The 17,236-nt window shown below is 60.2% G+C and carries 1 protein-coding gene (running past one end of the window); it reads right to left on the bottom strand.

The features are described 5' to 3' along the window. Nucleotides 1–17,236, bottom strand: the 5' portion of a protein-coding gene (locus ACFOW7_RS21265; protein ID WP_378168488.1) for a hypothetical protein. 7,934 nt of this gene lie to the left of the window's left edge; 17,236 of the gene's 25,170 nt are visible here — the first part of the coding sequence; the start codon lies at nucleotides 17,234–17,236; its stop codon lies off the left edge, out of view.

Here is a 17,236-nt window from a genome sequence, read left to right as displayed (position 1 = left end):
AGTTTTCCCGGATCTGGGTCTGCTTCAACAAGCCCAGCAGATCGTATTGATAACTGTGCAGCGTACCGTCCGGGTTCCACTGCGTGAGCACATTGTCCACCGCGTCGTAGCTGTACTGCGTGCGGCGTGGCGCGGCCAGATTGGCAAACTGTGTCTCGAACAGCACATTGCCGCGACTGTCGCGCACATAGGTCGTGACGCTGCCATCGGCCGTCGTGACCTGCTTGAGTCGGCCATTGCGGTCGTAGAGGCGGTGTTCGATCCGATCGTCGGCAATGCTTGCCACAGCGGGCAGGTCGAGTCCGCCCTTGACAGCCGTGCGCGTCGCATACTTTGCGATCACGCTTTGCTGACCGCTCAGCTCGTGCTGATAGCTCACAACCCCACCTTCGGCATCGACTGTGCCGATCAATCGGTTGTCGCGATCGTAGTAGAAGTAGCTGCTCTGACCCAGCGGATTACGTTTCTCGATCAGATTGTTACGGCTGTCGTAGACGTATTCGGTACGGGCGCCTTCGCCATCGACTTCCGCGATCTTGCGGTTCAGCGCATCGTATTCGACGTGCAGCGTGGTATAGCTGACCTTGTCGTTCTTGAGGTCGGTACGGTTGCCAAAAACGTCATAGCCATGAGTCAACGCCTGGCCTGCCGTGGTCAACTCCTTGGTCGCGCGACCGTTGGCATCGTAGCTGAAGGTCTGGATCAGCCAGACTTCCTTCGGTTTGCCGTCTTTGTCCTTGCCGATGCTCTGCAAGGTTTCCTGACGCGCCACCTTGTCACCGAACAGCGGGTCATAGACGGTTTTGACGCGAGCGCCACCGGGGGTCGTCACTTCGGCCAGCCGGCCGGCCGCATCGTATTGATAAGTCGTGGTGCTTGCCTGTGCAGTACCGTAGGCCCGGGTCTCAGTGAGCTTGTTGCCCAGACCGTCGTAGGTGTAGGCGGTGACGACGCCACGGCCGTCAGTCGTCCGGGTCAGCTGCCCCAGCTTGTCATATTCGTAACTCGTGGTACTCGGCGCGGCATGTTGGGCCTTCTCCGCATCGTAGCCGGGCTCACCCGGTTGAATCTCGTAGAGGCCGACAGTCTCGGTCTTCTTCTCGTTGAATTCGGTGTAGGTCCAGCGGGTAGCGAAGCCTTCCGGATCGGTGGTCTTGGTACGGCGACCCAGCACATCGTATTCGTGACGGGTCACGCGCGCGTCGCTGCCATCTGCGGCCGACAGGGTGACCGTTTCCAGATTGCCGGCAGCGTCATAGGTATGGGTGGTCAACACCCCCTCGGCGCTTAGCGACGTGTGCAAACGACCCATCGCATCATAGGTGAGCGTGGTCACGGCAGGGCGTGCCACGGCAGCCAGATCGGCCCGATAGCCTGGATCGCTCGGCTTCAGCAGATACTGACCGCCGGTCATTTTTGTTGCGTTGCCACGCGCATCCCGCTCGTAGCTGGTCGTATAGCCCAGGGCATTGGTCTCGGCGATCAAGCGACCGTCTAGATCGAACACCTGACTGGAGGTCCGGGTCTTGCCAGCCTGATTGGCTGCCTGCTGCGTCTCGATACGGTTGCCCAGGCCGTCGTATTCGAACTTGGCTTCCACGCCCATGCCGTCTTTCGAACGCTTCAGCAAACCACGGCTGTCGTAGACGAAGGTATTGGTCGGGCCCTTGTCATCGAGGCCCAGTCGCACCAGGATCTTGTTGCCGAAGGCGTCGTAATCGAAACGCTGGATGCCATCGCTGGCGCGCAGCCACTGCAACGCATCACGGGCGTCGTAGTCATAGCGCGTCTCACGCTGCTCCCTGGTGCCAACGGCTTCGCGCTTGAGTTTCAGATTACGGTTGCCGTCGTACTCGTGATAGGTCACATAGCCCAGCGCGTCGGTTTCACGCTTCAGATTGCCGACTTGGTCGAACTCGTAGCTTGTGGTGCGCGCCGTGGTCAGACCGAAACCGTCGGTACGACTCGTCACCCGGCTCGCACGGTCGTAAGCGGTTCGGACTTCCACGCCCAGAGCATTGATTTCACTGACCTTGCGATCCGCCTTGTCATAGCCAAAGCGGGTAATACGTGCCTTGTCGCTGCTGAAGAACTCGGTTTTGGCCCGCAACTGGCCAATCGGGTCGTACTCGTGACGAGTGATCTGGCCATCGGCGTTGGTCTGGGTCAGCAGCAGGCGACGCTTGTCGTAGGTAAAGCTGGTCGTCCAACCGGCATCGCCCGCCTGCGGACGCGGCAGCGCACCGCTTTGATCGGCACGCTTGGCGTACAGCGTGCTGGACAACAGGTTGCCCAGTGCGTCGTGGTCGCGCGTCTCCAGATAGCCTTCTGCGCTGAGACGGTAAATTTCCTGATTTCCGGCGTTGTAGCCGGTCTTGCGAATGCTCCACTTTCGGCCGGCCTGATCGATCGCCTGACGTACTTCATTACGGTTGCCATAGATGTCATAGCCATACTCGGTACGGAAGCCTTCGCCATCGACCTGGCTCGCCATCCGGTTGAGCAGATCGTATTCATAGCGCGTGGTGAAGCCGCCACGGCGATATTCGCTGCGATTGCCGAAGGCGTCGTAGGCGTAGTCGGTGACGAACAGACGCCGGTCGATTTCCTGCTGGACACGATTGGCCTGGTCATAGACCACCTTACTGACATTGCCGAGCGCATCGGTGGTATTGACGCGATTGCCAGCCAGGTCGTAGTCATGCTTGACCACGAAGCCCAGTGCATCCTGGGTTTCCTTCAGCTGGCGACGCAGGTCGTAGCGATAGATCGTGGTCTGGCCTTCGCCATCGGTCTTCTCGATGCGATTGCCTACGGCGTCATAGACATAGCGAACGGTGTCGCCTTCACCGTTGATTTCCTTGAACGTCCGGTTGTTGGCGTCGTATTCCGTCTTTCTGATATGGCCATTGGCGTCGATCGTCTCGATACGGTTGCCCGAATGGTCGTAGTGGTAAGTGGTCTTGTAGCCTTCACCGTCAGTCGACCACAGCAGTCGTCCTACGCGGTCATAGTCCGCTTCCAGCACGGTCGGCCGTGCCCGCTCGGCCAGTCGCGCGTCGTAACCGGCTTCACCCGGCTTCACCAGATACTGGGCCAGGGTCGTCTTCAAGCGGCGGCCCAGCTTGTCGTATTGATACTCGGTGGCGTAACCCAATGCGTCGGTTTCCCAGGTCTTGCGATCCAGGACATCGTAGCCAAAGCGGAATACCCGGCCGGCGGCATCGGTGATGCTGTCGCGCTGGCCAAAGGCGGTATAGCCGTAGATGGTCTTGCCGCCATCGGCGGCCGTCGCAGTCGTCAAGCGACCGAGCTGGTCGTAGACCCAGCTTTCCCTCTGGTCCTTGGCGTTGGCCTTCCATTCGGGGGCACTGCTGAGATAGCGTTCGGCGACCCGCTCAGCGTGACGCAGAACCGCGACTTTCTCGTCGAAGACGCTGTAGGTGAACTCGGTCGCTTCACGCTCGGCATTGACCGACTGCACCAGACGGTCAGCGCGGTCGTAGTAGTGGTAAACCGCGTTGCCGCGACCGTCGATTGCCTGGGTCAGATTGCCACGGCGGTCGTAGACGCGCTGCTCGCGCAAGCCCAGCGCATCGCTCGACTTGAGCAGGCGATCGCCACGGTCGTAGTCGTTACGCACCACATTGCCCAGCCGGTCAGTCGTGCTGACCCGACGGCCAAAGCTGTCGTAACCGTAGATCTCTTCCTTGCCATAACCGTCGGCTTCGGCCAACTGTTGGCCGGCACCGTCATAGCGCTTGCTGACGCTACGACCTTCGGCATCGGTCGCCTTGTTCATCAGACCGCGCGCTTCGTACTCGAAACGACTTTCTTCGCCTTCAGCGTTGGTCTGGCTGCGCATCAGATCACGGTTGTCGTAATCGCGAAGCGAGACATTGCCCATCACATCGATATGACTGGTCTCACGACCCGTCGCGCCGTAAGTCCAGCTTTCTTTGTAACCGGCAACATTGGTGCGCTCGACCAGACGGCCGTTGGCGTCGTAGTCGTAATATTCGTGACGGTCGCCGGTCTGTGGCTTGAGCTGTTGCAGCACTGCGAACTCACTGCTCGCCGTGTGCGGGTCGATGGGCTTCTCGTAGACGATCTTCTCGCGCACCTGGTCAAGTGCGTCGTAGATCATCTCGGTCACCTGACCTTCGGCATTGACGCGGAAGCGTTCGCGGCCGCCATGGTCATGGACCACATATTCAAAGCGGTCCTGCTTGCCAATCGTGGCATAGCGTTCATTGAGCCCAGCCAGCCTCACTTCGCCGTCGACCGGCGTGGCATAACGCACGCTGGTCAGCAAGCGACCAACTGCGTCGTAGCGGTACCCGGTCACCCGGCCGATGGCGTCGATGGTGTAGACCTTCCGACCAGCCTGATCGTAGAAATGGCGGATACGGTCGTCGCCCGATTCAAGGGCGCCGAACCGGGCGCGAATCGCGGCAGCGGTATCGAGTTCGGTGATCTGGCTCACCTTGAATTCACCGCGATCGATCTCTTCCACCACTCGGCCGAGATAGTCGTAACGCATCTCGGTAATGCGATCTTCGTTATCGATCACGAAGACGGCTCGGCCGAGCCGGTCATAGACGGTGTTTTCGATCCGGTCGGCCAGACCAGCTTTCTCGAACGGTACCAGGCCCTTGGCCGGGTCGAACAGTGCGGCAAAACGGATGGTCTGGACGATACGGCCTTCACCGTCGTAAACCTTGCGGGTCACACGTGAAGCACCGTCGATGGTCAGTGCCAGACGACCGGCACCGTCGTAGTGATAGGTTTCGATTGCATCGAGGAGACGATCAGGCTCAGCCGGCAGACGTTGCAGATCGATCAGGGTTGGTGCACCGCTATAGGTGATGGCTCGGCCATACACTACGCGTCGGCTCAATTGACCTGCCTTGTCGTAGGACGACTCGGTAACGTAGCCACCGCCATCGACCTGATAGCGCAAACGGCCAGCCTCGTCGTAGAAACGGTAGCTGACGACATCATCGGCATGCGAAACCGCAGTAATCCGACCTTCCTTGTCCCACAAGGCGAGGTTGGTAGCCTGCCTATAGGTACGGGTCTGCAACACATGACCTGCACCGTCATAGCTCAGCATCGTGACGTGGCCCAGACCGTCGATGCGATGAGTGACACGACCGACAGAGTCATAACCCAGACGTGTGGTCTGGTCATGACGGGCATCCGACTTAAGACCTGCCTCGACATCGGCGAGCGTCAAGCCATCTTTTAGCAAGGTCGACGCAGCCAGCGGTGTCGCATAACGAATCTCGCGCACGACCCGGCCCTTCGGGTCATAGACCTGTTCGGTCACAGCACGATCGGCCTCGATGCGATAGCGTTCACGGCCTGCCTGGTCATAGACGAAATAGGTACTGAGGTCTTCGGGTTTACTCGGCAGTTTCGCCAGCACATTAGCCAGGGTCGGATCGATCAGTCCCGGCAGCTTGGTTGCGTAAATGGTCTGACGCAGCACACGGCCGGACAGATCATAGACGCGCTCGCTTACTGTGCCGAATGGGTCAATGGTCAGGACTTCGCGACCCGCTGCGTCGAACAGATGATGAGTAAGTGCACGGTCGTGGCCAATCGCATCAGCTTGTGTCCGTGTGTTCAGGAACGCAGCATCGTCCAGGAGGGGATCGAGCGGCGGCTGTACCGTAGGAGATTCAATGATGAGTTCAGGGCGTTCAGTATCTCGGTTAGCCGTGGCGATCAGTTGTTTGGTAGTCGGATCGATACCGAAACGCAACGAGTCGATCGAGTTAGTCGCCGTATTGACCGCAAAAGCGGTATTGGTATCGTCGCCGGTCGTACTGCCGCGCAGCGCAAACGCTTGGCTACCGAAGGCCCAGGTTGCCACCGTGCGATGCTGATCTTCGACCCAGGTCGCGATGAGTTCCGCCTGCTTGTCACCATCTTGATCGAGTAAACGATAGCTGACGCCATCGTGCCAAGCGCCCAGTTCACGTTCGATTGGCGGCTGGTAGCCCCCCGTACCGTTATTGAGCCAAACCGTCGCCATCGCTCGACCATCGTCGCGACGCCAAATCTGAACCAGGTCGGCCTTACCGTCGCCATTGAGGTCGGCAGCAAAATATTTGGCCTGGGCGCGTAAAGTCCCTAACGAGATTTCCGTACCAGCGCCGAAATAGCCGTTGGTCTGTCCATACCAGACCTTGGCGTGCTCGGTACCATCCCCGGCTTTGAAGAACTCCACCCAATCGGCGATTTTGTCGCCGTTGACGTCGATTTGTGAGGTCAGCGCATCGTAGGGACGCCAGGAATCGATCCAACCCCAGCCTTCCCCCACGCCCTTACCGATCTTACCGTTGGCTTCCACCAAGGCCCAGGCGAAGTGACGTGGCCCGGTCGGGCGCAGGCCGACCAGTTCGATCTTGCCGTCGTTGTTGGTGTCCGTCAGGAAGAAGCGCTGATCGGGGAACCAACTGCCCCAATCCATCGAACTATTGAAGGCGAAGGCACCGTTCTGGCCGCCCCAATAGGAAATCCGGGTCTGCGAGTTGTTGACGTTGCTGGCAATGAACAGGTCGGCATGACCATCACCGTTGCCGTCCCCCAGCAGATAGGTTGTGCCCGCTGGCCATTTGCCAAGTTCAGTCTGTGGGCCAGCGGCCAGCCCATTTCCTTCGGGAATCCAAGTGTTCACAACCGTAACGCCGTCGCTGCGAACTTGAATAGCGACAAGGCCGGCACGGCCGGTGCCGTTCAGCACACCGACCTGATATTGAATGTCTCGACTCCATACCCCTAGTACGGTCTTACTGCCTTCGCGATAATTGTTGCCTTCGGCGAGCCATTGAACAGCTACGGCATTACCGTCGGCGGTATGGCGGATCTCCAACAGGTCTTTGCGACCGTCGCCATTAAAATCGGCGTCGAATATTACAGAATCTTTATCGCGGTTGCCGCGCTGGAGGAATTGTTCGCCATCGGAGACCCAAACGGTAATAACTTGGCGATCGTTACTATCAACCCAAGTAGAAACGATGGTTCGGATGCCGCTGCCATCTTGATCGATCAGATGATAGGTAGCATCTTCACGCCATTCTCCCAGAAGAGTGTCTTTGCCTTGCTGATAACTGGTACCAGTTGATTTCCAGACAGTCGCTACAGCTTGGCCCAATTCATTGCGCCAGATCTGAATCAGATCGCTGCGCTTGTCACCCGACACATCACCGGTCAGATAACGTGAGCCTGGGCGATTCACCAGCGTCGTGAAATTGCCACTGGTGAAAGCTGTACTGTCCAGACCAAACCAGCTCTTGGCGGAAGTCTGACCATTGCTCTGACGGATCTCGACCCAATCAGCGCTGGCATTGCCATCGGTGTCGCCCCACAGATACTCATGGAAACCCCCATCGTCGGCATAGTTGGCCACGACGGTCAGCTTATTGTCGGGCTGACGTTGGATCGTCCAGTAGGTGTTCTGGGTCGGGGTGGAGTTGGGCGAACGGTTGAAGTAGACCAGCTCTTGCCGACCGTCCCGGTTGACGTCAACGCTGTAGAGGTTCCGCTCCAGCTGGAAGTGATCAACGATCAGGCTGGAGAGTTTGACGAAACCGGTACCGTTGCCGCTCCACAGGGTGATTTCCGTCTGATTGGGGTTGCTCGGCTGGGACGTGGTCCACAGATCAGCCATCCCATCACCATTGCTGTCACCCACCACATAGCGGGTACTGGACTTCCAGATCCCCAGCTCGGTTTGATGACCGTAGGTCAGACCATTGCTGCCTTGCACCCAGGCCGTTGCCACGGCCATGCCATCGGCACGACGCTCAATGGCCACCAGACCTGATTTCTTATCGCCCTTAATGTCGCCAATAAAGTACTGGGTATCGCTGCGCCAGATGCCCAGTGAAGTACGGGCGCCTTCGCTGTAGCCATTGACATTAGCCAGCCATTGGATGGCTACGGCATGACCGTCGGCCTCATGGCGGATCTCCAGCAGATCTCGTCGGCCGTCGCCATTGAAGTCGGCATCAAGAAAGCGGGTGTCCTGGCGCCAATCGCCACGCTGCAAGAATTGCTGCCCATCCGCGCGCCAGGTGGTGATGACCTGACGACCATCTTCTTCCGCCCAGGTAGCCACGATATCGCTACGGCCATCGCCATTCTGATCGATCAGGCGATAGGTCGCATTGTCGCGCCACTCGCCCAGCACGCTGTCTTTGCCTTGCTCGTAGCTGGTGCCATTCGATCGCCAGACAGTCGCTACAGCTTGGCCCAGTTCATTGCGCCAGATCTGAATCAGATCGCTGCGCTTGTCACCCGACACATCACCGGTCAGATAACGTGAGCCTGGGCGATTCACCAGCGTCGTGAAATTGCCACTGGTGAAAGCTGTACTGTCCAGACCAAACCAGCTCTTGGCGGAAGTCTGACCATTGCTCTGACGGATCTCGACCCAATCAGCGCTGGCATTGCCATCGGTGTCGCCCCACAGATACTCATGGAAACCCCCATCGTCGGCATAGTTGGCCACGACGGTCAGCTTATTGTCGGGCTGACGTTGGATCGTCCAGTAGGTGTTCTGGGTCGGGGTGGAGTTGGGCGAACGGTTGAAGTAGACCAGCTCTTGCCGACCGTCCCGGTTGACGTCAACGCTGTAGAGGTTCCGCTCCAGCTGGAAGTGATCAACGATCAGGCTGGAGAGTTTGACGAAACCGGTACCGTTGCCGCTCCACAGGGTGATTTCCGTCTGATTGGGGTTGCTCGGCTGGGACGTGGTCCACAGATCAGCCATCCCATCACCATTGCTGTCACCCACCACATAGCGGGTACTGGACTTCCAGATCCCCAGCTCGGTTTGATGACCGTAGGTCAGACCATTGCTGCCTTGCACCCAGGCCGTCGCCACGGCCATACCATCGGCACGGCGCTCAATGGCCACCAGACCTGATTTCTTATCGCCCTTAATGTCGCCAATAAAGTACTGGGTATCGCTGCGCCAGATGCCCAGTGAAGTACGGGCGCCTTCGCTGTAGCCATTGACATTAGCCAGCCATTGGATGGCTACGGCATGACCGTCGGCCTCATGGCGGATCTCCAGCAGATCTCGTCGGCCGTCGCCATTGAAGTCGGCATCAAGAAAGCGGGTGTCCTGGCGCCAATCACCACGCTGCAAGAATTGCTGCCCATCCGCGCGCCAGGTGGTGATGACCTGACGACCATCTTCTTCCGCCCAGGTAGCCACGATATCGCTACGGCCATCGCCATTCTGATCGATCAGGCGATAGGTCGCATTGTCGCGCCACTCGCCCAGCACGCTGTCTTTGCCTTGCTCGTAGCTGGTGCCATTCGATCGCCAGACAGTCGCTACAGCTTGGCCCAGTTCATTGCGCCAGATCTGAATCAGATCGCTGCGCTTGTCACCCGACACATCACCGGTCAGATAACGTGAGCCTGGGCGATTCACCAGCGTCGTGAAATTGCCACTGGTGAAAGCTGTACTGTCCAGACCAAACCAGCTCTTGGCGGAAGTCTGACCATTGCTCTGACGGATCTCGACCCAATCAGCGCTGGCATTGCCATCGGTGTCGCCCCACAGATACTCATGGAAACCCCCATCGTCGGCATAGTTGGCCACGACGGTCAGCTTATTGTCGGGCTGACGTTGGATCGTCCAGTAGGTGTTCTGGGTCGGGGTGGAGTTGGGCGAACGGTTGAAGTAGACCAGCTCTTGCCGACCGTCCCGGTTGACGTCAACGCTGTAGAGGTTCCGCTCCAGCTGGAAGTGATCAACGATCAGGCTGGAGAGTTTGACGAAACCGGTACCGTTGCCGCTCCACAGGGTGATTTCCGTCTGATTGGGGTTGCTCGGCTGGGACGTGGTCCACAGATCAGCCATCCCATCACCATTGCTGTCACCCACCACATAGCGGGTACTGGACTTCCAGATCCCCAGCTCGGTTTGATGACCGTAGGTCAGACCATTGCTGCCTTGCACCCAGGCCGTCGCCACGGCCATACCATCGGCACGGCGCTCAATGGCCACCAGACCTGATTTCTTATCGCCCTTAATGTCGCCAATAAAGTACTGGGTATCGCTGCGCCAGATGCCCAGTGAAGTACGGGCGCCTTCGCTGTAGCCATTGACATTAGCCAGCCATTGGATGGCTACGGCATGACCGTCGGCCTCATGGCGGATCTCCAGCAGATCTCGTCGGCCGTCGCCATTGAAGTCGGCATCAAGAAAACGGGTATCCTGGCGCCAATCGCCGCGCTGCAAGAATTGCTGCCCGTCCGCGCGCCAGGTGGTGATGACCTGACGACCATCTTCTTCCGCCCAGGTGGCCACAATATCGCTGCGCCCATCACCGTTCTGATCGATCAAACGGTAGGTTGCATTGTCGCGCCACTCCCCCAGCACACTGTCCTTACCTTGCTCATAACTGGTGCCGGTCGATCGCCAGACAGTCGCCACGGCTTGGCCCAGCTCATTGCGCCAGATCTGAACTAGATCACTGCGCTTGTCACCCGAGACATCACCGGTCAGATAACGCGAACCCGGGCGATTCACCAGCGGCGTGAAGTTACCCAGCGAGAAATCCATATTGTCCAGACCGAACCAGTTCCTGGCCCCGATCTGACCGTTGCTCTGCTGGATTTCAACCCAGTCAGCGCTGGCATTGCCATCAGCATCCCCCCACAGATACTCATGGAAACCGCCATTGTCAGCAAACTTGGCCACGACGGTCAGCCTGTCATCTGGCTGACGCTGGATCGCCCAGTAGGTGTTCTGGGTCGGGCTGGAGTTGGGCGAACGGTTGAAGTAGACCAGCTCTTGCCGACCATCACGATTGAGGTCGACGCTGTAGAGATTCCGTTCAAGCTGGAAGTGGTCGACGATCAGGCTGGAGAGTTTGACGAAACCCGTACCGTTGCCACTCCACAGGGTGATTTCCGTTTGATTGGCATTGCCTGGCTGGGACGTGGTCCACAGATCTGCCATCCCATCGCCGTTGCTGTCGCCCACCACATAGCGGGTACTGGCCTTCCAGACCCCCAGCTCGGTTTGATGACCGTAGGTCAGACCATTGCTGCCTTGCACCCACGCCGTCGCCACGGCCATGCCATCGGCACGGCGCTCGATTGCCACCAGACCCGACTTCTTGTCGCCCTTAATGTCGCCAATCAAGTACTGAGTATCGCTGCGCCAGACGCCCACTGAAGTCCGGGCACCTTCGCTATAGCCATTGACATTGGCCAGCCATTGGATGGCCACGGCATTACCGTCAGCCTCATGGCGAATCTCCAGCAGATCTCGTCGACCGTCGCCGTTGAAGTCGGCATCAAGAAAACGGGTATCCTGGCGCCAATCGCCGCGCTGCAAGAATTGCTGCCCGTCCGCGCGCCAGGTGGTGATGACCTGACGACCATCTTCTTCCGCCCAGGTGGCCACAATATCGCTGCGCCCATCACCGTTCTGATCGATCAAACGGTAGGTTGCATTGTCGCGCCACTCCCCCAGCACACTGTCCTTACCTTGCTCATAACTGGTGCCGGTCGATCGCCAGACAGTCGCCACGGCTTGGCCCAGCTCATTGCGCCAGATCTGAACTAGATCACTGCGCTTGTCACCCGAGACATCCCCGGTCAGATAACGCGAACCCGGGCGATTCACCAGCGGCGTGAAGTTACCCAGCGAGAAATCCATATTGTCCAGACCGAACCAGTTCCTGGCCCCGATCTGACCGTTGCTCTGCTGGATTTCAACCCAGTCAGCGCTGGCATTGCCATCAGCATCCCCCCACAGATACTCATGGAAACCGCCATTGTCAGCAAACTTGGCCACGACGGTCAGCCTGTCATCTGGCTGACGCTGGATCGCCCAGTAGGTGTTCTGGGTCGGGCTGGAGTTGGGTGAACGGTTGAAGTAGACCAGCTCTTGCCGACCGTCCCGGTTGACGTCAACGCTGTAGAGGTTCCGCTCCAACTGGAAGTGATCAACGATCAGGCTGGAGAGTTTGACGAAACCCGTACCGTTGCCACTCCACAGGGTGATTTCCGTCTGGTTGGGGTTGCTCGGCTGGGACGTGGTCCACAGATCTGCCATCCCATCGCCGTTGCTGTCGCCCACCACATAGCGGGTACTGGCCTTCCAGACCCCCAGCTCGGTTTGATGACCGTAGGTCAGACCATTGCTGCCTTGCACCCACGCCGTCGCCACGGCCATGCCATCGGCACGGCGCTCGATCGTCACTAGATCCGTGCGTTTGTCACCATCAATATCGCCCGTCAAATAAACGGTATCCGCCTGCCAGGCCCCCAGCGTCGTTGCTGCACCCTGACTGTACCCGGCCGCACCAGCAGTCCACTGCACAGCCAGCGCCTTGCCATCCACGGTATGCCGGATCTCCAGCAGATCCGCCTTCCCATCACCATTGAAATCGGCATTAAGGAATTTCGTGCCCTTCGCCAGATCAGGCCGGTTTTTCAGCGCATCGATAACGGTCGGCAATAAGGTGAAGCCCGGCAGGCGGAACTTGTCCTCGATATCGTGCACCACCGTCGCCACGATGCGGCCCAGTGCGTCGTAGCGACGTTCCTCGATCGCGCCGTTGGGGTTGATGGTGTAGACCAGCCGGTCGGCCGCGTCGTAGACATAGCGGATCTGCGCGCCGGTCGCGTCGATCTTGCCGATCAGATTGTCGGCGGCGTCGTATTGATAACGCGTCAGCAGCTTCAAACCGTTCGGGTCGACCAGTTCGGCGATCAGGCGGCCTGCCGCATCGTGGGAATATTGGGTGGTCTTGCTGGGTGCGGCCGGATCACCTTCGATCACCAGGGTTTTGCGGCCACGACCGTCGTAGTGGTAGCTGACCTGCTGGCGGGTGCCATCGGGGTCGCGCAGTACGCTGACCGTCTGACCCTTGGCGTCAAAGGTCGTGACGATCTTGCGCCCATCCGGGTCGGTTTCCAGCACCTTCTGGCCGAAGGCATCGTACTCGTAGCTGGTGATCAGCCTGAGTCCCTGCGGATCGACCGTCTTGGTCAGCACGCGGCCGGCGGGGTCGTAGAGGTAATGCGTTTCGACGCCATCTGCATCGATCTGCACCTTCTGCTGACCCAGCACATCGTAGTCACGCCGCTCAACGCGACCGGCTATGTCGGTCGCGCGCGTCAGCCTGCCGTTTCGGTCGTATAGATAGCTGATCTCGCGACCGGCGGGGTCCTTGACCGTCAGCGTCTGACCATGACGGCTCTTTCGAGTCAGCGTCACCAGACCACCTGGCAGGGTCTGTTCGATCTCGCGCCGGGCGGCATCGTAACGGTAGTGGGTTTCCCGCCCCATGGCGTCGATCTCGGTCACGCTGCGATTGAGCGCGTCGTAGATCGTCTTGGTTGTGCCGCCCAGGGCATCGACCGTGGCGATCTTGCGGCCCAGACGGTCGTACTGGTAACGGGTGATATGGCCATTGGCGTCGGTAATCTGCTCCAGGCGACCAAACGCATCGAACTGCGACGCCGTGACGGCGCGCAGCCCGTCCGGGTCAGTAATGGTCTGCACACGCTGGCCGACGCTGTCGTAGCCGTAGCGTTCCACCTCGCGGCGGCCTGCCGCCACGTCGCGGCTGATTTCCAGGACCGCACCAAAGGCGTCATAGCGCTGGCGAGTGGCGAAACCCAAGGCATCGACGGTAGCCAGCAACTGGCCACCGACGTCGTACTGATAGCTGACCACCCGATCGAACTTCGGATCCTGGATCGCCGTGATCCGGTCGAGCAGGGCAGCGTCGACCAGTCCCCCAACGAGACCGGCAAGCGAGATACGGCCGGCGTAGTTCACGCTCTTCAACAACTGGCCGTGGATATCGTATTGGTTGGCGCTGACTTCGCCGCGCGGGTTGACGGTATAGGCAAGGCGGCCGGCACGGTCGTAGTAGAGATAGCTGACCTGGCCCAGGGCGTCCTTGATGCTGCGGCGACGGCCAGCCAGGTCGTACTCGTAGTGCAGACCATGCTGCTGCCAGACCGCTTCGACTTCGGCGGCGGTCTTGGCCGTTTTGAGTTTTTCACTGCCGATGGCATCGAGTTCACTGGCAAGCCGGCCCGCTGCGTCGTAGCGGCGGGTAACGCTGCGCGCCTCGTCGCTGTCGGCCGCAACCGTGGTCTCGACCAGACGACCGGCTTCGTCGTAGCGCTTGCGGGTGATCACGCCATTGCCGTCGTTTTGTTCGAACAGACGGTTCAAGGCGTCGTAACGGCTGTCGATCCGCTGCAAAACGTCGCCCGCTTCCGCGCGCAGCACCGACAGCGCACGCTGACCCGGGGCACCGACACGCTTCTCGTAGCGGATTTCGGCGGTGCGGTTGCTGGCAGCGTCGTAAGCGTATTCGCTCAGATAGCCTTCGGCGTCGATATGGCCAACCTGACGGCCCACAGCATCGTAGAAGAAGTACTCGTGCAGATCGCGCACGTCCGTCGGGGCAATCAGTGTGGCGAGGTCGCGGCTGCCGTCCCAGTATTTGTCTTCGAACAGCCGTCTGGTATCGATGGCCTGGGCCTGACGGGTGCGCTCGAGCAGACGACCGGCGCCATCGTAGCGGTACAGCGTGGCAAAACCGGCGCTGTCGAACTCGGCCAGCAGGCGGCCGGCCAGGTCGTAGACATAACGTTTGACCCGGTCGGTGCTCTGTTCCACCGTGGTCAGTTCAGCCAGCGTCAGTTCGTCGTCCTGCGCTGCGCGCAGCGCCACCGGATCGAGCAAGGTGGCATCGCGCTGCTCACTGATCTTGCGGCCGGCGCCGTCGTATTGATAGCGGGTGACGCGACCGCCGGCGTCCACGGTACGGACAAGCTGGCCGGCCCGGTCGTAGATGCGCCAGCTCACCTGATCCTTGGCGTCATTGGCCGGGGCAATCTGCTCCAATCGGGCGAACTTGCTGAAATCGGGCTTGCCATCGCTACCGATCCAGCTCGAAGTATCGACCGCGATGGCATGACCGATCTCACGCTGCAAGCGCCCGGCACGGTCGTAATGGAAAGCGGTCAGCCGGCCGGCACCGTCGATCTGGGCCCGTTTGCGGCCGGCTTCGTCGTAGACATACCAGGTGCGCACCCCGCTCGCGTCTTCGCTGACGCGCAGGCGGCCCATTTCGTCGTAGGACAGGCGCTCGCTGCCGAGCGAATTCCCCTGGCTGTCTTCCTTGCGGCTCTCCACCAGTTCGCCGGCCTTGTTCCAGCGTGTCACCGTCACTTGGCCGTCAGCGCTGATCGTGCTGACCTGATGCGCTGCGTCGTCGTAGCGGGTCTCGACACGGTGGCCTTCGGCATCGATTCCGACCGTCAGCCGGCCCAGGCCGTCATAGACGAGCTGACTGCGCCAGCCGCTGTCACGCGGGTCGATCTTTTGCAGCAGGCGACCCGAGGCATCGTAGACATATTCACTGCGCCGGCGGCCGCCCATCAGGCCCGTGCCATCGCGGTCGAGTTCAAGGTAGCGGGTTTCGCTCTGGCGCTGGCCGCGGAAGTCGTATTCGTAATCGATGCGCTCGGCAGCGGCGCGATTGACCGTGGTGAGCCAGTTTTCGAGCTGGCCCAGGCTCAGATCGTCCTGAGCCGCGACCCCGGTGAGCGGGTAGCGGTCGGCGCGATAGGCGATCTCGCTGGTGCGCTGACCGATGGCGTTGTAGCGGTATTCGATGACTTCGCCGTTGGCGGCGATATCAAAACGTAGACGATTGTGGGCGTCGTAGACATGACGGCTGGTCACTGCAACGCCGGCATCGCTGGCAGCGAGACCGTCGATGGCATGGCCAAGAAAGCGGGTCTCGGCAATCAGCTGGTTGTCGGCGTCATAGCGCAGCAACGTGCGGGCGCCGTCGCTGCCGATGCGTTCGACCACATTGCCATGTTTGTCGTAGCGCAGCCGGGTGATATGGCCCTGGTTGTCGATCTGCTCGACCAGATTGCCGCGTTCGTCGTAGCGATAATGGGTGAATTCGCGGCGCAGGCCGCCGATGACGCTGACTTCGCGGCTGACTTCGGTGATACGGCCAGCGCCGTCGTAGCGGTAGCTTGCCTTGACACCCGAGGCATCGACCACCGTGGTCTGGCCGCCCGTGCCGGCGACGGCCAGATAGAGCAGGCTGGGCGGCAACTGCAAGTTCAGACCCGCTTGCAGCACCGGATTGCCGACCGCGCGACGCAGCGCTGCGCCTGCACGGGCTTCGCCGTACAAGGCCAGCGCGATCGAATCCCAGCTGTCGCCGTTCTGCGTCAGATAGGGCTTGGCCTGGCTGCCGTTGGGCTGCTTCAGAGTGACCGTGGCGTACTGATCACGGACTGCATCGACCTGCTGCGCGTATTGGGTGACGCGACCTTCGCCATCGGTGACGCTGGCCACCGCCCAGACACCTGCCTGCAATTCGCGGTAGCCGATCTTCAGATCGGTGCCATCGCTCTGGCTCAGCCGTGCCAGACGACGGCTGTCGCCTTCGTATTCATAGCGGGTGATATAGACCCGGCCATCGCTAACAGAACTGTCTTCAGGCGACAGATCGACGGTCAGCGTCGCCAGCCGGCCCTGGGCATCGTAGTCATAACGGGTCAGGATCTCGCTGCTGCCGTCTTGCAATACGCGGCGCAGCGATTGGAGCAGGACACCCTGGTAGTCGAATTCGATCGACTCGCCGGAAGCGCTGGTGATGCGCTCGATCAGGCCATCGCTGCGGTAATGGTAGTGATTGCGCTGGCCGTCGGTCGCGACCCAGGCGATACGGCCCGATGCCTCATAGCGCTCCTGCGCAGTATCGGTGGCATTGCGCCAGGTCCAGCCGTCGTCGGCCCAGCTCAGGCTGCCGCTGTCGATGCCCTGGTCGTCGGCACGGTAGCGCTGGCTGGCAGTGTCGAAGTGGTAGCGGACTTCACTGCCATCCTCGCGCACCCGGATCGCGGTACTGCCGGGCTGGCCGGCTATGCCGCTGGCAAGCCGTACCTGACGGTAGACGCCCATGCGCCAGTTGTCGTCGTTATCGCCGTCGAAACCAGCAGTGCTGTTATAGGTGCGCAGCACTCCAAGCGACTGCCCCTTGCCCATCAGGATCTGGTCGCGACCCTGCACGACCAGATTGCCGGTCGCCGCATTGACGTAGAGTCGGGTACCCGACTGTCCATGGGCAGCGCTGCCACTCGCGGCGCCGATCACGCCTGCCCACATACCCAATTCATTACCGCCAATGATTGCGACCAT

Source organism: Chitinimonas lacunae (assembly GCF_042650885.1).
Lineage (GTDB): Bacteria > Pseudomonadota > Gammaproteobacteria > Burkholderiales > Chitinimonadaceae > Chitinimonas_A > Chitinimonas_A lacunae.
The sequence above is the reverse complement of the archived record's forward strand: the minus strand, read 5'-3'. Positions and strand labels throughout refer to the sequence as shown.